At 64.9% G+C, this 20,466-nt stretch carries 23 protein-coding genes; 9 read left to right on the forward strand and 14 right to left on the reverse strand.

From position 1 onward, the window contains the following. Positions 1–21 precede the first annotated feature (21 nt). Positions 22–1,413 (forward strand): sensor histidine kinase, encoded by a 1,392-nt coding sequence (locus tag M9917_RS04845; RefSeq protein ID WP_297251371.1) that lies wholly within the window; start codon positions 22–24, stop codon positions 1,411–1,413. 62 nt (positions 1,414–1,475) lie between these two features. Here the strand turns inward: M9917_RS04845 and M9917_RS04850 are convergent, their stop codons facing one another. From M9917_RS04850 to M9917_RS04865, 4 genes are all read right to left on the reverse strand, one after another. Next, positions 1,476–1,856 (reverse strand): response regulator, encoded by a 381-nt coding sequence (locus tag M9917_RS04850; RefSeq protein ID WP_297251373.1) that lies wholly within the window; start codon positions 1,854–1,856, stop codon positions 1,476–1,478. Positions 1,857–2,017: 161 nt separating this feature from the next. Continuing rightward, the gene (locus M9917_RS04855) at positions 2,018–2,512 is read right to left on the reverse strand and encodes a DUF992 domain-containing protein (RefSeq protein WP_297251376.1); all 495 of its coding nucleotides are present in this window, start codon (positions 2,510–2,512) and stop codon (positions 2,018–2,020) included. Between the two features lie 187 nt (positions 2,513–2,699). After that, entirely contained in the window at positions 2,700–2,864 is a 165-nt protein-coding gene (locus M9917_RS04860) for a hypothetical protein (RefSeq protein ID WP_297251378.1), read from the reverse strand. Between the two features lie 113 nt (positions 2,865–2,977). Next, complete coding sequence (locus tag M9917_RS04865; RefSeq protein ID WP_297251380.1) at positions 2,978–3,772, reverse strand: response regulator; 795 nt, start codon at positions 3,770–3,772, stop codon at positions 2,978–2,980. 245 nt (positions 3,773–4,017) lie between these two features. Here M9917_RS04865 and M9917_RS04870 point away from each other — a divergent pair, with 245 nt between their 5' ends. From M9917_RS04870 to M9917_RS04880, 3 genes are read left to right on the forward strand one after another with little or no spacing between them, the layout of a single operon-like run. Next, positions 4,018–4,212, forward strand: coding sequence for a NepR family anti-sigma factor (locus tag M9917_RS04870; RefSeq protein WP_297251383.1), 195 nt, complete (start codon positions 4,018–4,020; stop codon positions 4,210–4,212). Continuing rightward, positions 4,199–4,813: a sigma-70 family RNA polymerase sigma factor gene (locus tag M9917_RS04875; protein ID WP_297251385.1), complete on the forward strand. Its 615-nt coding sequence runs from the start codon at positions 4,199–4,201 to the stop codon at positions 4,811–4,813. The genes M9917_RS04870 and M9917_RS04875 overlap by 14 nt, the downstream gene beginning before the upstream one ends. 38 nt (positions 4,814–4,851) lie before the next feature. Beyond that, positions 4,852–6,462: a sensor histidine kinase gene (locus M9917_RS04880; protein WP_297251387.1), complete on the forward strand. Its 1,611-nt coding sequence runs from the start codon at positions 4,852–4,854 to the stop codon at positions 6,460–6,462. A gap of 12 nt (positions 6,463–6,474) precedes the next feature. Here the strand turns inward: M9917_RS04880 and M9917_RS04885 are convergent, their stop codons facing one another. Further along, the gene (locus M9917_RS04885) at positions 6,475–6,681 is read right to left on the reverse strand and encodes a hypothetical protein (protein WP_297251389.1); all 207 of its coding nucleotides are present in this window, start codon (positions 6,679–6,681) and stop codon (positions 6,475–6,477) included. A gap of 187 nt (positions 6,682–6,868) precedes the next feature. Between M9917_RS04885 and M9917_RS04890 the strand changes: the two genes are divergently transcribed. Further along, entirely contained in the window at positions 6,869–7,663 is a 795-nt protein-coding gene (locus M9917_RS04890) for a class I SAM-dependent methyltransferase (protein ID WP_297251390.1), read from the forward strand. Here M9917_RS04890 and M9917_RS04895 read toward each other — a convergent pair. Both M9917_RS04895 and uxuA read right to left on the reverse strand, forming a co-directional pair. Continuing rightward, positions 7,645–8,763: a Gfo/Idh/MocA family protein gene (locus tag M9917_RS04895; protein ID WP_297251392.1), complete on the reverse strand. Its 1,119-nt coding sequence runs from the start codon at positions 8,761–8,763 to the stop codon at positions 7,645–7,647. The two genes, M9917_RS04890 and M9917_RS04895, sit on opposite strands and share 19 nt — an antisense overlap. Next, positions 8,760–9,959, reverse strand: a complete 1,200-nt coding sequence (gene uxuA / locus M9917_RS04900; RefSeq protein ID WP_297251394.1) for a mannonate dehydratase — start codon at positions 9,957–9,959, stop codon at positions 8,760–8,762. The genes M9917_RS04895 and uxuA overlap by 4 nt, the downstream gene beginning before the upstream one ends. Before the next feature lie 235 nt (positions 9,960–10,194). On the opposite strand from uxuA, the gene M9917_RS04905 reads away from it, so the two are divergent. Next, entirely contained in the window at positions 10,195–10,902 is a 708-nt protein-coding gene (locus tag M9917_RS04905; RefSeq protein ID WP_297254707.1) for an HpcH/HpaI aldolase family protein, read from the forward strand. A 192-nt stretch (positions 10,903–11,094) separates the two neighbouring features. Here M9917_RS04905 and M9917_RS04910 read toward each other — a convergent pair whose 3' ends face one another. The 3 genes from M9917_RS04910 to M9917_RS04920 form a co-directional block, all read right to left on the reverse strand. Continuing rightward, positions 11,095–12,078, reverse strand: coding sequence for an ABC transporter substrate-binding protein (locus tag M9917_RS04910; RefSeq protein WP_297251396.1), 984 nt, complete (start codon positions 12,076–12,078; stop codon positions 11,095–11,097). 12 nt (positions 12,079–12,090) lie between these two features. Next, positions 12,091–12,882, reverse strand: a complete 792-nt coding sequence (locus tag M9917_RS04915; RefSeq protein WP_297251398.1) for an ABC transporter ATP-binding protein — start codon at positions 12,880–12,882, stop codon at positions 12,091–12,093. 106 nt (positions 12,883–12,988) lie between these two features. Then, the gene (locus tag M9917_RS04920; protein WP_297251400.1) at positions 12,989–13,765 is read right to left on the reverse strand and encodes an ABC transporter permease; all 777 of its coding nucleotides are present in this window, start codon (positions 13,763–13,765) and stop codon (positions 12,989–12,991) included. 331 nt (positions 13,766–14,096) lie between these two features. On the opposite strand from M9917_RS04920, the gene M9917_RS04925 reads away from it, so the two are divergent. From M9917_RS04925 to M9917_RS04935, 3 genes are all read left to right on the forward strand, one after another. Then, on the forward strand, positions 14,097–14,861 hold the full coding sequence (locus M9917_RS04925; RefSeq protein ID WP_297251401.1) for an SDR family NAD(P)-dependent oxidoreductase: 765 nt from the start codon (positions 14,097–14,099) through the stop codon (positions 14,859–14,861). Positions 14,862–14,897: 36 nt separating this feature from the next. Continuing rightward, the gene (locus M9917_RS04930) at positions 14,898–16,073 is read left to right on the forward strand and encodes an enolase C-terminal domain-like protein (protein WP_297251403.1); all 1,176 of its coding nucleotides are present in this window, start codon (positions 14,898–14,900) and stop codon (positions 16,071–16,073) included. Between the two features lie 142 nt (positions 16,074–16,215). Further along, positions 16,216–16,893, forward strand: a complete 678-nt coding sequence (locus tag M9917_RS04935) for a FadR/GntR family transcriptional regulator (RefSeq protein ID WP_297251405.1) — start codon at positions 16,216–16,218, stop codon at positions 16,891–16,893. Positions 16,894–16,990: 97 nt separating this feature from the next. Here M9917_RS04935 and M9917_RS04940 read toward each other — a convergent pair whose 3' ends face one another. The 4 genes from M9917_RS04940 to M9917_RS04955 all read right to left on the reverse strand — a co-directional run bounded on the left by M9917_RS04940 (position 16,991) and on the right by M9917_RS04955 (position 20,463). Next, complete coding sequence (locus M9917_RS04940; RefSeq protein WP_297251407.1) at positions 16,991–17,833, reverse strand: fumarylacetoacetate hydrolase family protein; 843 nt, start codon at positions 17,831–17,833, stop codon at positions 16,991–16,993. A 161-nt stretch (positions 17,834–17,994) separates the two neighbouring features. Then, a complete protein-coding gene (locus M9917_RS04945; protein WP_297251408.1) occupies positions 17,995–18,783 on the reverse strand; it encodes an IclR family transcriptional regulator in 789 nt (262 codons plus the stop codon). 47 nt (positions 18,784–18,830) lie between these two features. Next, complete coding sequence (locus M9917_RS04950) at positions 18,831–19,634, reverse strand: enoyl-CoA hydratase/isomerase family protein (protein WP_297251410.1); 804 nt, start codon at positions 19,632–19,634, stop codon at positions 18,831–18,833. 4 nt (positions 19,635–19,638) lie between these two features. Then, positions 19,639–20,463, reverse strand: a complete 825-nt coding sequence (locus M9917_RS04955) for an ABC transporter ATP-binding protein (protein ID WP_297251412.1) — start codon at positions 20,461–20,463, stop codon at positions 19,639–19,641. Between the last annotated feature and the right edge of the window lie 3 nt (positions 20,464–20,466).

The following is a 20,466-nucleotide window of genomic DNA, read 5'->3' on the forward strand; positions in this document are numbered from 1 at the left end:
GCATCCCTTGATACGAGCGACATGTCTGCTCAGGTGAGGCCCCGCAGCCGCTTTCAGATCCCGGCCCTTCCCGTCGTCGGCCAGCGCTTCCGCTCCGCGACGACGACGATCGTCGCGATCGGCGTGGTCGCGGTCGCCATCCTTCTGGCCGCCTGGGTCAACCGGCAGGCGCGGCAGACGGCCGACCGCGTCTCCCATGCGATCGAGATCCGCGAGCGCGCCGAGCGCTTCCTCGGCCGGATGCGCGATGCCGAGACCGGCCAGCGCGGCTATCTGCTCACCGGCGAGGCGGATTATCTCGAACCGTTCACGGAAGGCCGGGCTGCGGCCGGGCCGGAGCTCGACATCCTGGCGGCACTGGTCGATGCCGATCCCATCCAGAAGGAGCGGATCGTATCCTTGCGCACGGACATGGCCGCCAAACTCGCCGAGCTCGACCGGACGATCACGCTCGAACAGGCGGGACGGCGCCAGGAGGCGCTGGCGCTGATCCGCGGCGAGGCCGGCGTCGCCGCGATGGACCGGCTGCGCGACACGGTCCAGGCGATCCAGCAGGGCGAGAACATCCGCCTGATGTCGCTCTACCGCCGGGAGGAGCGGCGGCGCCTGTGGGGCAGCTCCGGCGTCGTCATCGCCCTTGCCGGGCTCGCCTTCGCCGCCTGGCTGCAATTGCGCAGCCGCCAGCGCCGCAGCGCCGCGCTCGCGATCAGCAACGCGGAGCTCGAGCGGATCGTCGGCGAGCGCACCCGGCAGCTCGAAAGCGAGCGCCTGCGCATCGAGGCGCTGCTGCGCGACGTCAACCACCGCGTCGGCAACAACCTCGCCATGGTCTCGGCCCTGCTCAACGTCCAGAGCCGGCAGACACGGGAGCCGGCGGTGAAGGCTGCGCTGGCGCAGGCGCAGGCGCGCATCCAGGCGATCGCGGCCGGGCAGCGGCGGCTGCGCCTGGACATAGAGACCGACGAGATCGATGCCCGCCCCTATATGGAGGATCTGCTCGCCGAGATCGGCAAGGCGGCGGAGGGCCGGCCGATCCGGATCGAGCTCGAGATGGAATCGATCCGCCTGCCGGGCCGCGATGCGGTGTCCTTCGTCGTCATCGTCAACGAGCTGGTGACCAACGCGATCAAGCACGCCTTCCCCGACGGCATCCCGGGACGGATCGTCATCCGCTTCGCGCGGACCGGAAACCAGGGGGAGCCGGCGCTCTCCCTGTCGATCGAGGATGACGGCGTCGGCATGCCGGCGGAAGCCGCGAGCCAGGGCCTCGGCCAGACCGTGATCGCGAGCCTGCTGCGCAGCATGCGGGCGACGATGTCCTCCGGGCCGCTCGATCCGCAACGGAGCGATCGCCCCGGCACGCGGGTGACGATCGTGTTTCCGAAACGGACGAGCCCTGCCGCGCAGGATTAGGGCAATCTCGAGCTAACGGAAGCGCAGATCGCCTCAAACGGACCGGAAGCGGCTCTGACAGCTCAGCCCGGCGCCGCCTTGGGCGCGGCGAGGCCGACCGCGCTCGTGACGAAGGCGGCCACCTCGCGCGTCGAGAAGGGCTTGCGCAGGAAGCGGGCCCCACGCAGCGGGGCCGGCACGTCATGCGGAGCCGAACCGGAAACGAAGGCGAAAGGCGTGCCGGTGTCCTGAAGGACGCGCGCCACCTCGAAGGTCTCGCCATCGACCACATTGATGTCGAGCAGGGCGCAGTCGAGCCGCTGCCCGGTCATCCGCCGCGCCTCCGCCACGGATTCGACGACGATCAGTTCGACACCGTCGCCGAGCTCATCGGCGACCGCCGTCTCGATGTCCATCGCAATGAAGGGATCGTCCTCGACGATGAGTACGCGGATGTCGACCATCGACCGGCTTTCTCACTCACTGCGACCTGTCACGCGATCTCAACGTGACAGGATCGGCGATGTTCCTGTACCGGCGCCGCCGGCTGCCCGAAAGCGCGGGATTTGAATCGATCTTGTCCGGTCGAGGTTAGCAAATGGTAATCTTGGCGCCCTCGCGCGCTTCAGCGCCGGCGCCCGGGCGGAACGAGGTCGAGATCGAGGGCGGTGACGCCGAAGGCGACGTTGATGTTGCCGCTGCCCTGGAGCGGCAGCGGCAGCAGGGTCACCTTGTTGCCCCGGACGCCGGAGAGCGCGTTGCCGGCGGTCGAGGGGGCGTTGGCGTTGCCGCTCCTGTACTGGCCGCTCAGCGCACCCAGGGGCGCGCGCGCATAGGGGCCGTAGACGCGCCAGACCATGCTTGCGGTCCGGACGGCGCCGAGATCGAGGCTGAAGCCGCGGACGACCCCGGTATAGTGCTGCAGCGGGCCGCGGCGCGGCCGGAAGCGGCACTCGGTCGGGCGCTGCGCGCGGGTGATCGCGGCGAAGCCCGTGCCCACCGTGCATGACAGGCGCCCAGCCGGCGGGCCGGCGGCCTGCGCCGCGGCGGGCTCGTGCATTCCGATGAGGCCGGCGAGGGCAAGGACGGCTAGGCAGAACCGGGACGCCTTGCGGCTCATCGCGAATGCTCCTGGTGGGCTTGCGGCACGAACACCCCGGCTTCGCGGCATCGATATCTCATCCTGGCATGGGAAGGGCGAGCCCCGCGAGTCGGCCCCGCGGGAAACCCCCAACAATCGTCGCGCCGCCGCCGTTCCGGAGCCTGAGGATCCGCCTTGGCCGGGACGAGCTCCGTGCTTTTGAATTCTAGCTGTCCAGCGCCGAGGCGCCCGCGATCGTGATGCCGGTCAGGCCGGCGAGCACGAGGGACAGGATCTCCGCGCTCGGCGCCCCCGGTGGCACGATCCCGGAAAAAAGCGCCGTCGCGATCGATAGCGCCGCTATCGCGGCCGAGAAGCAGGTCGTCGCCATGGTCCACGCCCTCCTCAACTGCAAACGAAACCGTCATACCCACGACATCATTCCCGCTGCCGCTTGCGGACGCCAGCGAAAAAGCCACGCAGGCCGCGCGGGACGGGTCCGCGTCAGGCCGCCTTGCGTCCGGCGCGGCGGTCGAAGAACAGCGCCTGGCTGATCGCAGCCTTCACCGCCTCGGGCTGGAAGGGCTTGGTGATCAGGAAGGCCGGCTCCGGCCGGTCGCCGGTGAGAAGCCGCTCCGGATAGGCGGTGATGAAGATCACCGGCACGTCGATCGACGACAGGATCTCGTTGACGGCGTCGAGCCCGGAGCTGCCATCGGCGAGCTGGATATCGGCGAGCACGAGGCCCGGCCGCTTCTGGGCGACGAGGGCGAGCGCCTCGCGTTGGGTGCGGGCGATGCCGGTGACGCTGTGGCCAAGCTCCTCCACCATCGTCTCGATGTCGAGCGCGATGATCGGCTCGTCCTCGATGATCAGCACCTCGGTCGCGACCTGCTCCGCGATCTCCTGCCCGGCGACCTGGATCAGCGCCGCGGCATCCGCCGCCGGGATGTCCATGACCCTGGCGACGTCGTCGATCGCGAAGCCTTCCACCGCCCTGAGCAGGAACGCCTGGCGCGGGCGCGGGGTCAGCGCGCCGAGATTGCGCTCAGCCGGCGCGCGCGCAAGCTCCATCACCGGGGCGGGCGGCTCGACGCTGGCAGAGGACCACAGCTTCAGGAAGGTCCTGTAAAGGCCGATGCGGGGATCGAGGTCGCGCGGGAATCCGGAAGGGTCCGCGACGAGGGCTTCCAGCATGGCGACGACATAAGCGTCACCGCTGGGCTGGCTGCCGCAGAGCGCGCGCGCGAAGCGGCGCAGATAGGGCAGATGAGGCGCAATTTCCTTCGCAATCGTCATGAACGCGTCCCTTTTACTACGCGATGATAATGGCTTAGGCTCCGCGCGAGACAAGAAATTTATTTTTTCGGCAGCCGGGAACCTTTCAGCGCAATTGCCGTTATTGAGGCGTATTGGTGTCGCCATCGCGATGTGGCTTACGGCACCACAGGCCAGGACGACGAGCAGGACGTGACGGTGCGGGATCGGCTGGAAAAGCAGGCCCGGCGGGTGCGAGGGCTGAGATGAACAGGCTGGATGCAGCGATGAGCGAACCGGACGAGCCCGACGACGAACCGGTTCTCGATCCCAAGGTGCAGGAATCCATCGGCCGCTCGCTCAAGGCCCATTACGACGACATCGCGAATGCGCCCGTGCCGGACAAGTTCCTGGTTCTGCTGGCGCAGCTCGAGGCGACCGAGCTCAGAGCATCTGGAGTGTCGCGCGATGAGTGTCAGTAAGACCGCTCCCGCCGACCCAACCGGACAGCTGGCGCAGGAACGCAGGACAGAGGCGTTCAAGGACGGGCTGATCCGCGAGATTCCCAATCTGCGGGCCTTCGCCGCCTCGCTCTCGGGCTCGATGCAGCTCGCCGACGACCTGGTCCAGGACACGCTCCTGAAAGCCTGGGGCAATTCCGACAAGTTCGAGCCCGGCACCAGCCTGCGCGCCTGGCTCTTCACCATCCTGCGCAACACCTATTACTCGCTCTACCGCAAGCGCGGCCGCGAGGTGCAGGACAGCGAGGGGACCTATGCCGAGCGCATGGCGACCCATGGCAACCAGGAAAGCCATCTCGATCTCGCCGATTTCCGCAAGGCTCTGGCGAAGCTGCCGGAGGAGCAGCGCGAGGTCCTGATCATGGTCGGCGCCACGGGTTTGTCCTACGAGGAGGCTGCGGATATCTGCGGCGTGGCGATCGGCACGATCAAGAGCCGGGTCAACCGCGCCCGCACGAAACTGGCCGAGCTTCTGTCCATCGGCAGCGTCGACGATCTCGGGCCGGGCCGCACCAACGCGGCCGCGATGCAGAGAGCCGGTTCCGAACCCGTTGGCTCCTGATGCCCTTGCAGCGCTTCAGCACCGTCAGGGCAAGGCTGTTGGCTCTGCTGGTCGCGATCGTCGTGCCGATCGCCTGCGCTTCGGCCTTCGCGGCCTATGCGACCTATCGGGCGGCGACCGCCGCGATCGCGGCGGCGCAGGTCAGGGCGGTCGATGATTTCGCGGTGCGCACCCGCGTCTGGTACCGGGGCGCCGCGCGCGCGCTCCTCACCTTCGGCGCCATGGCGAGCGAGCGCGGGCTCGACGGGGCAGACTGCACGGATGCCGGCCTCCAGGCGATGGAGCGGTCCGACGGTTTCCGCGCCTTCCTGCTGCGCGATGCCGAGGGGCGCATCTGCGCCGGATCGCTCGATGCCGGCGTCACCGCCGAGATGCTCGCCGCCGTCGCCGGACAGCTTTCCACCCGGCTCGCGGTCCCGACCTGGAACGGGGCCGATCTCGGCACGATGCATTACGATCAGGTGACGCTGGGCGCCCAGCGCTATCTCACCGTGCTGGTCTCGCCGCCGCCTTCGGCGCGCGGCAGCCTCAGGCAGGCGCTGCTGCTCACCGCGCCGCAACTGCTCGAGAACGTCTTCGATCTCGGCGACGACGGCCAGGTCCTGAACGTCGCGCTGGTGGGGCGGGACGCCGCCGTCATCGCCAGCCGCGGCAACGAGGGCAACGTCACATGGCTGCCGCGGGCGCCTCGCATCCCGCAGGTCCACGCGCGCTGGACCGCGCCGAGCCGCGCCGGGGACGAGAGCGTCTACGCCGCCCGCACCGTCGCCGGGCCGGACTTCTACATCGTCGCGAGCTTCGACGATCGGCCGGCCCGGGCGGCCAGGCTGCAATTCGTCGTGCTGTTCCTCGCGCCGCTGCTGACGCTCGCCCTTCTATGCCTCGTCTGGCTCCGGGCGATCGACAAGCACTGCCTGCGCTGGCTGCGCGGCATCGAGACGGCGGCGCGGACGAGAACCGCGGCCAACCGGGCTCGCGCCTCGGTGGCGGAGGGCATGCCCAGCGACATCCGCAGCGTCGCGGAAGCGTTCAACGCCATGGTCGAGGAGCAGGAGGTCCGGCAACGCCGACTCCAGACCGCGCTCGACGACAACCGCTTCCTCGTCCGCGAACTGCACCACCGGGTCAAGAACAGCCTGCAGGTGGTGCAGAGCTATATCGGCCTGAGCAAGCGCGATCATCGCGACGAGGCGAGGCTCGCGCTCGCCGACGCCGAATGCCGGGTGCATGTGCTGTCGGCGGCCTATCGCTTCACGCTCGCCGACGGCGAGATGCAGCCGGTGCGCGTCGACCTGTTCCTCGACGACGTCGTCACGATGATTTCCAACCTCATCCGCAGCCGCGACCAGCGCGTGACGAGCCGGATCGAGACGGCCGCGACGCTTTCGGTCGACCGGATCATTCCGCTCGGCTTCCTGGTGGCGGACGTCGCCTCACGCGCGCTCAGGGGAACGCCCGGCGTGCGGATCGTGCTGGAGGTCGTGGATGTCGCCGACGGCGCGATCGAGGTCAGCCTCGAGGTCGACCGCGAGATCCGGCACAGCGAGCCGCCGCGGCTTTTCGTCGGGCTATTGGCCCAGATCGAGGCCGTGCAGACGCAGCAGCCTCACGGCCGGGTCCTCGGCCGCTGGCGCATCGACCACGCTTGAATCAGGGCCGGGTCAGCCGGCATGCTTGCGACCCGGCGGGCTTTCGCCCACCGGCTGCGGCGCGACGGTGGGCTCGCCCCTGGCGAGGGCGACGCTCGTCGAGCTTGTATCGGTCGGCATCTGAAGCCCGGCTCCGAGCGTCAGGCACGATACGGCAGCGCCCATCAGGCCGAAGAAGACGATGGCGCGCAGGGCCGGCGCAAGGCTGGACTTCGGCATGAATGTCTCCCGGGGCTCACCGGCTGAATTCGGCCGGCTTTCGGATGAAAAACGCCGCGATCGTCGCTTCGGTTCCCGGACCGCTGCGGATAGGGGCTTGGCGCGGACACGCTCTTGACCCCATATGGCGCGCGAGTAACGTGGATTCGCGCCAGATGCGCCGTCCGCGTGGCGTTCAAGGGGTTTTATGTCTTCGACGGTTCGTCATCGCCCACCGCGCGCCCCCTCGCTGGCGAGCCGTCTCGGGCAATCCCGCGTCGCGACGCGGATCGAGGGCGAGGTGCGCGTCACCGCCGCCGATCTCGTCGACCGCGTGGCCGAGGCGAAGCTGAAGGTGGCGGCCGCCCGCTACAAGGTCGAGGACGAGGTCCGCAGCACGGCGGAGAAATTCAAGAGCCGGGTCAGCGAAGCCAAGGCGAAGCTCGGCGACGAGGCGCGCTTCATCAAATCCTGGATCGACGATCCGCGCCGGACCGGCTCGGTCACGCCGTCCGGCCCGGCGCTGGCGCGGCGGATGGCCTCGTTCGTCGATCCCGCGCAAGCCGGCCCGGTGATCGAGATCGGCCCCGGCACCGGCCCCGTCACCGAAGCGCTGATCGAGCGCGGCATCGACGAAAGCCGGCTCATCCTGGTCGAATACAGCCCCGAATTCTGCGAATTGCTGCGCAAGCGCTTTCCCCGGGCGAGGGTGGTGCAGGGCGATGCCTATGCGCTGCCGGTGACGCTGGCGGGCCATCTCGACGAGAAGGCGATCGCGCTGGTCTCGAGCCTGCCGCTGTTCAACCGCCCGCCCGCCACCCGCGCGGCGCTGGCGCGGGCGGCGTTCCCGCTCCTGATCGACGGCGCGCCCTTCATCCAGTTCACCTATTCGGTGATCTCGCCGATTCCGCGCAAGGGCTCGGGGCTCAAGGCCTTCGTATCGGACTGGGTGCTGCGCAACATCCCGCCGGCCCGGGTCTGGGTCTACCGGCAGATGCGGTGATCCGCCGCCGCGGAAGACGGCAACCAGCCGCCATAGCGCGGATGCGCCCCGTCGATGGGCAGCGTCACCGGGCGACCATGCTCGGCGGAATCATACAGGGCGGTGATCAGCTCCAGGGAACGGCGCGCATCCTCGAGCGTGACCGGCAGGTCGGTCCCGTTGATCAGGGCTTCGTGGAATAGCTCGTACTGCCTGACGAAGCCGCTGCTCGTCGCCGGCATCCCGGCCACGAGCGCGTCGATCTCGCGCCCGATCCTGTCGTTTGCCGGGATAAAGTGCCAGGGCTCGTCGCCCGGCCTGGCGGAAGAGGCGTCGTAGGCGGTCCGTTCGATGACGACGTGCTCGAAGCACAATCTGAAACGGGCGAGCTCGCGAACCGAGCCTTGCGTCGCGGCCAGGGTCGCAAGCGATCCGTTCCGCATGACGAGGCTCGCCGCCGCGCAATCCTCCGTCTCGACCGGGTTGACCAGCGTGGTCGTATAGGCGCTCACCGCGGCGACGGGTCCCAGCAGCCAGACCAGGAGGTCATGGTTGTGAATGGCCTGCGTGAGCAGGACGCCGCCCAGCTCGGTGGCGAATTTCCCGCGCCAGGGGACGGCGTAGTAATCGCTGCCGCGCAGCTTGGCGGTTTCGACGGTCGCAAGATAAGGGCGCCCCGCCAGCCCCGACTGGATGATGTGCCGCGCCCTGGCGACGCCGCTGCCGAACCGGTTCTGGAAGATGGGCATGACGCGCCCCGGCGAGCGGGCCTGCGCCTCGATGATCCGGTCCACGAGTTCGAGCGAGCTCGTCAGCGGCTTTTCACAGACGACCGATTTCCCGGCGGCCAGGGCCTGGACGATCAGGCCATAATGACTGGATGGCGGCGTGCAGATCGTGACGACATCGACGTCCTCAATGGCGAGAACCTCGCCGATCTCGCCGACGGCGCGCGGCACGCCATATCTGCGGGCGAAATCCTGCCGCTTGCCGGGATCGGGGTCGCAGCAGGCGAGAACCGCGAACTGCTCCGGCAAATGCGCGAGGCCGTCGCGGAGATGCCAGTCGGACACCCATCCACAGCCTATGATCGCAACGTTGAGCTTCCGCGACGTGCTCATAGCGGCCTTGATCCATTCCAGGAGGCATATTCCAGCGCTTGCATCACACCGCGCAGTTCGGCCAGGCCGCGCAACCGTCCGATACAGGAGTAGCCTGGATTCGTCGGCTTGTGCTGGTCGTCGATCAGCAGATGACCGTGGTCCGGACGCATCGGGATCTGCGGCAGGGCGTGGCCATTCGCCCTTCGGGCCGCCTCCTCCTTCAGGAGAGCGTCGACGACGGCGATCATGTCGACGCTGCCGTCGAGATGATCGGATTCATGGAACGAGCCGGAGGAACCCTCGCGCTGGACATTCCTCAGATGCGCGAAATGAACCCGGGGGCCGAACTCCTCGACCATGGCGACGATGTCGTTGTCCTCGCGAACGCCATAGGAGCCGGTACAGATGACCATGCCGTTCGCCGGGTTCGGAACCGCGTCGAACAACGCACGCACATCCGAGGCGCAGGAGACGACGCGCGGCAGGCCCAGCAACGAGAAGGGCGGGTCGTCCGGGTGAATCGAGAGCTTGACGCCGACATCTTCCGCGACAGGCGCAATCTCAGCCAGAAACGCGATCAGATTGGCGCGCAGCGCCGCCGCGTCCACATCGGCATATTTGCCGATCTCGGCGAGCAGGCCGGCGCGATCGTGCTTGCCCTCGCCGCCCGGCAGGCCGCTGATGATGTTGAACTCCAGCTCCTCCGCGAAGCCCGGCCGAAACGACGCGAAGCGCCGTTTTGCGGCCTGCAGGATATCCGCCGGGTAATCCCCCTCCGCCAGCGGACGCTTCAGGACGAAAACGTCATAGGCGGCGAAATCGACCATATCGAAGCGAAGGGCGAGGCCGGTGCTGGCCACTTCAAAGCGCAGGTCGGTCCGCGTCCAATCCAGCACCGGCATGAAGTTGAAGCAGACGACCGGAATGCCGGCGCGCCCCAGGCTGACGAGGCTCGCCTTCCAGGCGTCGATCGCGGCGCGGGAGGCCCCGTCCCGGATCTTGATCGCGGTCGAGACGGGAATGCTCTCGCAAACGGTCCATGTCAGGCCCTCCTTCTCGACCAGGGCCTTATGGGCGAGGACATCGTCGAGCGACCAGGCCCGGCCGTCATAGATGTGGTGAAGCGCGGTGACGATGCCCGCCGCCCCGGCTTGTCGCACATGCCTGAGGGTGACCGGATCCTCGGGACCGTACCAGCGCCAGCTTTGCAGCATAACCAACTCCTGTTGGGCAAATTTGACAGATCGCAGGCGACAGCCCGACATCTGCCGCAATAATTCGACGATGTAACCGGCTTCGTCAATTTATTTGTTGGACAATTAGAGGACCTTGTTGCTAACCTCACGCCCGGCTCGGCAAGGCGGCGCGTGACCGCCCGGCAGCCGCGCGAGCTGGGATCGGGAGAAAAACGGCATGTCAGAACGCAAATGGGCAAAGACGGGCCAGCTCATGGGCGCGTGGCTCAGCATCCCCGATCCGTTCCTGGCGGAGATATTGGCGCATCAGGGCTTCGACTATCTCTGCGTCGATACCCAGCATGGCCTGATCGGCCCCGATCGGATGCCGGACCTGGTGCGCGCCATCGGGCTGCGGGGCGTCATCCCCTTCGTGCGGGTGCCGTCGAACAATCCCGCCGATATCATGAAGGCGCTCGACGCCGGCGCCCGCGCGGTGGTCGTGCCGCTGGTCAACAACCAGGCCGAGGCCCAGCGCGCCGCCGAGGCGTGCCGCTACCCGCCGACCGGCACGAGGTCGTTCGGCCCGATCCGCGCGCGCTACAGCCAGGGCCCGTCGCTCGATGAGCTGAACAACGTCGCGTGCATCGTCCAGGTCGAAACGGCCGCCGGCATGGACAATGTCGAGGCGATCGCCGCAACCCCGGGCGTCGACGGGATCTATATCGGGCCGAGCGATCTCGCTTTGGCCTATGGCGAATCGCCAAGCCATCCCGATTGCCACAAGAGCATGGCGACAAGAATTGAACGGATCCGCAAGGTTTGCGCGGACAACAACATCGCATCCGGCATTCACTGCATCGAAGGCAATATGTCGGCGCGCTATCGACGCGCCGGTTTCGAGCTCATCACCGTCCTTGTCGACTCCGTTCACGCCGCACGCACGGCATCGGCCGAACTGCGGCTCGCCCGCGAAGCTTGAGCCGGATCGCCGCACGCCCGGCGATCCGGCATCGGATTTGTCCGACAAGTGTGAGAAACACTTGTCGGTCCGATGCCTTAGGCGGTGTGGACACTTGCCATAGGATCGTCATTCCGGGGCTTCGCGTCAGCGAAGAACCCGGAATGACAGCGGCGGCGCCGACCGAGAGCCATCCGTCAACGCTCCACCCCGCTAGCTCTTGACGAACTGGTTCGTGTAGAAGGCCGTCGCCGGAAGATCGGTCTTGACCCCGCCATACTGCTTCAACACAGCGAGCGTCGATTCCATCGAAGCGGGGTTGATGAAGCCGGTCGGGGTCTCCCCGGTCCGCAGCCCCTGAAAGACCGCAAGACCATTCTTGATGATGTTTCCGTTGAGCGGGGTCTCGGCGAATCCCGTCAGCGCGTCGACAGCGGCCTGGGGCTCCTTCAGCCCGGCTTCCCAGGATTTTTGCACGGCCCTGACCATTCTGGCGCAAAGATCGGGCTTGTCCTTGACAGTGTCGGGATGCGCCATCACGCCGGAACCGAGCGTCTTCACGCCCATATCCGCAAACGACATCGATTTGGCATTGACGCCGGCATTGCGAAGCGTGACCGGCTGATCGGAGACGCCGCCGAGCGCCACGTCGACGCGGCCTTCGCGCAGCGCCGCGATCGCGGCCGATCCGTCCAGAAAAACCATCTCGACCTGATCCGGCTTGATGTTGTTGGCCGCCAGAACCGCGGGCCACATCTGCGTGTTGCCATCTCCGGGTGTCGCGGAGATCTTTTTCCCGATGATATCCTTGGGGCTGTCGATCCTGGTCTTGCCATCGACCCACAGAATTCCGAGATTGCTGTATGCGATGACCATGATCCCGGTGACGGGAATGCCCTGTGCCGCACCGACCAGCAAGGCCGAGGTATCGGCCCAGACGAATTGATCGTTCTTGGTGCCGACCTGGCGCACCGTCGCGCCCGAGCCCTTGCCCTGGCCGATCTTGAGGTCGATTCCCTGCTCCTTGAAATAACCTCGCGTGAAGCCCAGAACCACGGGCGCATAATTGCCGACCCAGGACCAGTTGAACCGGAACGTGACGGGTTCGAGCGACTGGGCGTTGGCCGTAATCGAGCGCAGGACCGCCGGCATGGCCAACGCCCCTGCCCCGCTGACAAAAATACGACGATTGATCATCTATTTCCTCCCTTAGTATTTTAGAACACCACTCGATATAAAGCGATCGGTTATCATCTCGACATACTCATCGTACGCCGCGCTTTGCAGAACATCCTTTGTTCTTGGTCTTGGAAGATCGATATTGATGATCGTATCGACCTTTCCCGGTCTCGCCGTCATGATCACGATCCGGTCGGACAGGGCGACCGCCTCGCCGATGCCGTGCGTGATGAACAGCACGGTGGGCCTGCGCTCGAGCCAGAGCTTCTCGAGATCGATCCGCATCTGCTCGCGCGTCAGCGCATCGAGAGCACCAAACGGCTCGTCGAAGAACAGGAACGACGGATCGTGCACGAGCGCCCGGCAAATCGACGCGCGCTGCCGCATTCCCCCCGAAAGCTCATGAGGGAGCTTCGTCGCAAAGTCGGACAATCCGGTGCGCTCGAGCAGCTCGAGCGCGCGGGCGCGCATGGACGCGGCCGGCAAGCGACGCAGCTCGGCCTGCAGCATGATGTTGTCGAGAATTGTTCGCCAGTCGTAGAGCGCGTGATCCTGGAATACGATCCCGATGTCGGTCAGCGGCCGATCGACGACCTTGCCGCCGACCTTCAGCGTCCCGCCGGTGATCGGATCGAGACCGGCGGCCAGCAGCATCAGGGTGCTCTTGCCGCAGCCGCTCGGCCCCAGGACCGCGACGAACTCTCCCTTTCCGACATCGAAGGAGACGTCGTCCAGCGCGACGAGCTCGCCATCGGCCGTTTCATATACTTTTCGGATCGATGAGAAGGAAATTTCTGACGAGCGTTTATTGGTTTCTGGCATCTGTCACACATTTCCATAGCGGGCGGTCAATTGAAGGCGCCTAGAGAACAGATTTTGCGCAATCTTCGGCAGCTATAGCGGCTTCGTCCGACAGACGGACTTCGCATCATGCATTTCCAAGTCTTTGTGAAACATGCCATCCGGTAAAAAACCGCTCAGCTGTTTCGACGATGAAATATAATCCAACACCCATCAAGCTAAGCAGCAGCATCCCGGCGAAGGATAGTGGCGTATTCAGCTCGGCGTTCGCGATCAGAACCAGATAGCCGAGACCCTGCTGCGAAGCGATGAACTCTCCGACGATCGCGCCGATCGAAGCAGAGGCGATCGCCAGCTTGAGGCCGGCGAAAATATTCGGAAGAGCATGCGGCAGCCGGACCTTCCGAAACAGATCGAACGTGTTGGCACCCATCGACTGCGCGACGCGAACCGCTTCGGGCCGGAGCGATGTGAAGCCGACAATCGACTGGATCACCACGCCGAAGAACGAAACGAGGAATGCGATCAGCACCTTCGGCAGGAAACCGAATCCGAACCAGATGACGAAGATTGGAGCGAGCGCGATCTTCGGTATCAGCTGCGAGAACACGATCATGGGATAAACCGTGCGTCGAAAGAATCCGGAGAAAGAAATAGCGAAGGCCAGGGGAATGCCGATCACGGCGGAGCAGAGAAAACCAGTCAGAATAACGCTTAACGTCGCTTGAGCATGGATGAGCAATATGCGGTGATTCTTCACGATCTCCGCGAATATCAAGGTCGGCGGCGGCAGCAGGAATGCCGGTATCGAAAACACCCGAACCGCCCCCTCCCAAATCACCATCAGGATCGCCAGGGAAATCAGAACACTGACTGATGATGACTCTGATCGACGGCGTTTCATCTGACACCCTTATCCTGCAGCACGATCGTTCGTTCGAGACCACGGGCAGATAAGCGAGCCGGAAACGCACCTGGGCACCTCCGGATCGACGCCATCGGCGCCTGCTACCCTGGACCTTTTGCATTACATTCCCATGGGCCCGAGAACGATGCCGTCATCCGCTTACATGGCTCTCGAGCACGGGCAATGATTCCCGCCGGAGAACGGGATGTCAACTCATTTGTTGGACAATTAGGCTTGACACAAGCCGGCGGCGGCGATTGTCTAGCTTCCACATCGCTTCAGCTGCCCGTATCGATTGCCATACGCCCTACAATTAGGAGAAAATCCGATGCGTCCCTTCGAGGACCTCAGAGGCAAGGTAACCCTGATTACCGGCGCGGCAAGCGGAATTGGAGCAGCGGTTACATCAGCCTATGCCGCTGCCGGCGCGCGTTGCGCCATCCACTACCGGTCAAGCTCCACCCGGGCGGAGCAGCTTTCGAAAGAGGCGCGCGAACACGGCACGGAAGCGCGCATCTATCGGGCCGACCTGGTAAGGGAGGGCGCTGCGGCGGCGCTGGTTGAAGATGTCGTGAGGGATTTCGGCCGGCTCGACGTGCTGATCTGCAATGCCGGCGGCCTCGTTGCCCGCACGCCGCTCGAGCAGACGACCGACGCCTTTTTCGACGACGTCATCAACCTGAATTTCCGCTCGGTCGTGGCGACCTGCGCCGCGGCCATGCCTCACCTCGTGCAGTCCAGGGGCAATGTGATCCTCACCGGCTCGATCGCGGCACGCAACGGCGGATCGGCGGGCGTGAGCCTCTACGCCGCCGCGAAGGCCGCCGTGCAGAGCCTGGTCAGGACGGGCGCCAAGGAGTTCTCGGATCGCGGCGTGCGCTTCAACGCCGTGGCGCCGGGCGTCATCCTCACGGATTTCCACAAATCGACACCACCGGAGACGCTGGAAACGTTTCGGAACGCGATTCCGCTGAAGCGTCTCGGCCGGGCCGAGGACTGCGTCGGAGCTTACCTGTTTCTCGGAAGCGACGTGATGAGCGGATACATCACCGGGCAAGTCATCGAGATTAACGGCGGCCAACTGACGCCCTGATCGGCGCAGGCCAAGGCAGATACTCCGGAGACATTGATGAACAAGATTCGCGCCATAGATGTCTATGAATTCAAATTCGACGTGAACGATCTCGGATACGATCACAATCGCGCGGCGATATACAAGCCCGGACAGACGGGCAAGATTTCAAAGCTCGCCATTTCGATCGAAACCGAGTCCGGCAGCCGTGGCGAATACGTGTCGACCTGGGCGTCGCCGGTGCTGGCGATCCGGCAGACCCATGCGCTGGCCGCCCTGCTGATCGGCGAGGACGCCGACGCGCGCGAGCTGATCTACGACCGCTGCAAGCGCACGCTGCGCAAGTTCGATCATATCGGCTATGGCGTGATCGATATCTGCCTTTGGGACCTTGCCGGAAAGGAATGCAACGCATCCATCAGCAAGATGCTCGGCCGCTACCGGTCCGACCTGCCCGCCTATGCGAGCACCACGCAAGGCGACCCCAATGGCGGCCTCGGAAGCCCCGAGCAATATGCGGATTTCGCCGAGGAATGCCTCGGATACGGCTATCGCGGCTACAAGATCCACCAGCACAGCGCCGATCCCCGCGAGGAGGCGGCGACCATCACGGCGGTGGCGCAACGCGTCGGGGGCAGGATGGCCCTGATGTCGGATCCCTCGTCGGAGTTCATGACGCTGGCCGACGCGATCTATGTCGGCAAGGCCTGCGACGAGGCCGAATTCCTTTGGTACGAGGACCCCTATGCCGACTGCGGAACATCGGCATTCGGCAACAGGAAGCTGAAAGAATTCGTCAAGACCCCCCTGCTGATCACCGAGCACCTGCGGGGCGTCGAGCCCAAGGCCGACTTCGTGCTGGCCGGCGGAACCGACATCGTCCGCGCGGACCCTGAAATCGACATGGGGATCACGGGCACCATGAAGATCGCCCATATGGCGGAGGCGCTCGGCCTGGATGTCGAGGTCCATGGGGCGGGTCCCGCCCATCGTCAGGCCGTTGCCTCGATCCGCAATACGAATTTCTACGAGCTCGGGCTGGTTCACCCGAAAGCCGGAAATCCGATGACGCCACCGGTCTATAGCTGCGGCTACTCCGATGCCCTGACGGCCGTGCGATCCGACGGAACCTTCCCCGTTCCCGAAGGGCCGGGATTGGGCGTAAGCTATGACTGGGCGTTCATCGAGGCCAATACGCTCGAGCACCGGAGGTTCGATGCATCGACGATCTGACCGCCGGCTGCCCGATGCCCGCGGCCCATTCGGAATGGCGCCGCGTGCCGCAACCCGTTCCGGTCAAGCCTTCGGGGTCACGTTGAATATCGTTCCGGAGATCGGCTAGAAGCAACTCCCCTTGGAGGGTCACGGCTCTATCATGAGTGAATCGGCGGTTGATCGCGTTCTGGTCGAAATCGAGCGCATCATAAGGGAGGAAGGTCTGCGCGTGGGCGACGGGCTGCCCACCGAGAACGATATTGCCAGGCAGCTCGGGACCAGCCGCAACACGGTTCGCGAGGCGATGCGCACGCTGAAGGCGTACGGCATCATCGATGCCCGCCCGCGTCTGGGAGCCGTGCTCGCGGACAACCGGCAGATGATCCTGATGAAGCTCTTTGCCTTCGGGCTGGAGATTTCAGAGGAGGTCTTCAGGGATATTCAGGGCTTCCGGCGGCTCGTCGAACAGGGCATCGTCGACCAGATCATTGATCGCACGACAATTGAAGATATTGAATTGCTTAATGACATCAACGACAGAATGGCAAAAGCCACTGATATCAATGACGCCGCCCTGCTCGATTTCGAATTCCATTTTCAGATCGTATCGCAATCCGGAATCAGAACAGCCGCGGATATATACAGCGTCCTTAAACCGATCATCGTCCGATTGCTTGAATCGGGAAAAAAGAAACGCGAGGACCGTCGGGATATTGCCGCGGAGCATCGGAACATCATCCATGCACTCGAGCAACGTGACGCGATCGGCTACATCTATCACGTCAGGGAGCACCTCGTTTCCGGGCTGAAATATGTCCGCCGCCGGCCATTGGCATAGCGCGCCGCAGGAAACCGCATCGGCAAGAAAAGCCTGATCGTTCCGAGCGGCGCGCGTCGCTTGTTTCGATCCTCCAGAACGCGCGTCCAGGACCGGCTTACCGGGCTTTCAGGAGCTGCTCCTGCTCGCCCAGGCCGGTGATGCCCAGCTTCATCACATCGCCGTCCTTCATGAAGCGATTGGGTTTCATGCCCAGCCCCACGCCGGGCGGCGTCCCGGTCGTGACGATGTCGCCGGGAACGAGGCGCATGAAGCGGCTCAAATAGGCGACCAGCGTCCTGATGCTGAAGATCATGCGGATCGTGGTGCCCGTCTGCACCCGCTCACCATTCAGATCGAGCCACAGGTCGAGCTTCTGCGGGTCCGCGACCTCGTCGCTCGTCACGAGCCACGGCCCGCAAGGGGCAAAGGTCGGGTAGCTTTTCCCCTTTGTCCACTGGCCTTCCCACTCGATTTGATATTCGCGCTCGGAAATATCGTTCAGTATCGTATAACCAGCAACGTAATCCAGGGCCTCTTCTTCGGAAACGTGCCAGCATGTCTTGCCGATGACAAAGGCAAGCTCGACCTCCCAATCCAGTTTTCTTGACCCGGGCGGCAAGATCACCTGATCGTTGGGACCGCAGAGAGCACCGGTATGCTTGTTGAAGATGATCGGCTGCTTGGGGATCGGCGCGTTCGTTTCCTCGGCATGATCGGTATAATTCAAGCCGATGCAAACCAGGTTGGGGACATTTCCGACCGGAACGCCGAACCGCACCTTGCCGTGGACGACAGGAAGGGACTTCAGATCGACGCTGCGGAGCTTGGCCAGCCCCTCGGGGCTCACGGCCGTCGCGTCGATATCCGCAACGATCTGCGACAGGTCCCTCAGCTGCCCGTCCGCATCGATCGCACCAGGCCGTTCCTGGCCCAAGGGTCCAAATCGGACAAGTTTCATGGCTCGGTCTCCATTGGTTCAAGCGAATTCCGCGGCGCCTGCCGCTAGAGCAATTCCGCAATTCCCCGAATCGGGAATTGCTCCAAGTCTTTGTTTCATCGCATTTTCTTCACGCGAACCGGTGTCCGCTTCGCTCGAAAATGCTCCAAGTCTCGGGAATCCTAGGCGGCAGAGGAGGTCGGCTGACGGACGAAGCGCTGCCGACGCCGGATGGGCCAGATAGCCGAGAGGTCCTGTGCGCATCGGATCACGAGGCGTGAAAGCTCGGCGACGCGCATCTCACCCATGCGAATGGTCGGCCCGGCCACGCTGATCGTGCCGACCGGGGGGCCGCTCGTACCTGACCTGAAGGCCGCGGCAACCGCCGTGACGCCGGGCTCGGCCTCGCTGAAAGCGGTTCCGAAGCCCCTTTCGCGCGTTCGCTCGAGCTCTTCGAACAACGCATCGAATGAATGGACCGCGTTCGGTCCGAATTGTCCCGGCTCGCCGAAACCCCCGTTCTGCGCGATGAGCTCGTGAACCTGGGTACGCGGCAGTTTCGCCAGCCAGGACTTGCCGCTCGCCGTCGCATGCAGCGGCACGGTGTTGGTGGTGAGACGCGGTTGGTACATCAGGCCGCCGCGCGCACCCTGCGCATCGGCGACCCAGACGAGCGCATGCGCATCGATCACGGCAAGCCGCACGAATTCCTGGGTCTCCCGGGCCAATGAATCCAGCAGAGGCTGGCATATATCGGGAATGCCGGTCGAATTATACAGGCTCTGGCCAAGGATCGTGAGCCGCATCGTGAGCCGGTATGCGCTCGTCTGCGCATCTTGCTCGACCCAGCCCTGGGCGATCAGCGCACCCAGCAGCCGGTGCACGCCACTCTTGGGAAGATTGAGCTTGGTCGCCAGCTCGCCAAGCTGCATCTCGCCTTCCTCCTTCACGAGGAGCTCGATGATCGACAAGCAACGTTCTGCGGGAATCTGGGCCATTGTTCTAAAGGCTCAAAGAGTTAGCGGCCAACGAAGGTGGGAGCCCGCTTGCCGAAGAAAGCGGCCGCGCCTTCCTGAAGGTCATCCGAATCAAAGATGCGCTGCTGCGAAACGGTCGAATGCAACAGACCGGCGTCGAGGGGAAGATCCCCGGCCATATCGGCCAATTCCTTGGCCAGCCGGTTCGAGATCGGGCCTCGCTTGCAGATCGTCGCCGCCATCAGGCGGGCCGCCGCGAGCGCGCTGCCGTCCCGCGCGATCTCGTTGACGACGCCCCAGGCGAGGGCCTGATCACTGGAGATCGGTTCGCCCGTGAACAGCATCTGCTTGGCGCGGGAGGGGCCGATCAGGCGCGACAACCTGACCGAGCCGCTGCCGGCCAGCCCACCGAGCTGGCATTCCGGCAGGCCGATCCTGACGCCGTCCCTGAGGATCCGGATGTCGCAGGACAAGGCGATCTCGAGCCCGCCGCCCAGCGCCGGGCCATCGATCGCCGCGATCGTCGGCATCGGCAGACGCGCGAGATTGCGCAGGACCATGTCCTCGAACAGGATTTTCTGCTCGCTCGCGTCGTGGCGGACCGGGCCGAACTCCTTGATGTCGCTGCCGGCACAGAAAGCCTTCGCCGCGCCGCCATGGACGATCACGCAGCGCACATCCTGACGCCTGGCGAGATCGGCGAGGATGCGATTGAACGCGCGCAAAAGCGGCCGCGTCACCAGGTTGAGCGGCCCATTCTCCAAGACGAGCTCCGCGACGAAGCCGTCTTCCACGACCCTGGCCGAGCCGCTCGGCCGACCACCATCCGCTACGGTCGCGTTCATCGGCTCAGGCTGCCGCCGGGGGTTGAAGCGAAATCCCATGCAGCACGCCCATGCGCTCGAACTGGCGATGGATTCGATCGACATAAGCGGCGAATTCGGGCGCATCGCCCAGGACGATCGGGCGCGGGCGCGGCAACTCGACCGTGATATCGTCGATCACCTCGCCGGGGCTGGGGCTCATCACCAGGATGCGATCCGAAAGGCCGACCGCCTCCTCGACGCTGTGGGTGATGAAGATCACCGTGGGGCGCTTGCGAAGCCAGAGGTTTTCGAGATCGGTCCGCACCTGGAGCCTGGTGAGAGCGTCCAGCGCGCCGAACGGCTCGTCCATCAGGATGACCGGGGGCTCGTGCACCAGCGTCCTGATCAGCGAGACACGCTGGCGCATGCCGCCGGAAAGCTGGCGCGGATACTTGTCCATGGCATGCGTCAGCCGCAGCTGCGTGAAGAGATCCTTCGCGCGGCTCGCCAGCATCTCGCGATCGAGCCCGCGGATGTCGGCATGCAACATCACGTTCTCGAAGGCGGTGCGGAACTCGAGCAGAAGATGATCCTGGAAGGCGATGCCGACATCGGTGATCGGCTTGGTGACCGAGCGCCCATCGACCGTGATCTCGCCGGTCGTGCGCTTCAGCAGGCCCGCCACCATCAGCATCAGCGTGCTCTTGCCACAGCCTGAAGCGCCCACGACCGAGATGAACTGGCCGGCGGGGATTTCGACGTCGACACGCTTGAGCGCCCGGAAGGGCTTGTCGCTGTCCTCTCCGAAGACCTTCGAAACGTTGCGAATGACGATCGGGACGCCGGACTTCTGATCGGTGCTGTTCATGTG

The sequence above is a fragment of the Bosea sp. (in: a-proteobacteria) genome, assembly GCF_023953965.1.
Taxonomy (GTDB): Bacteria; Pseudomonadota; Alphaproteobacteria; order Rhizobiales; family Beijerinckiaceae; genus Allobosea.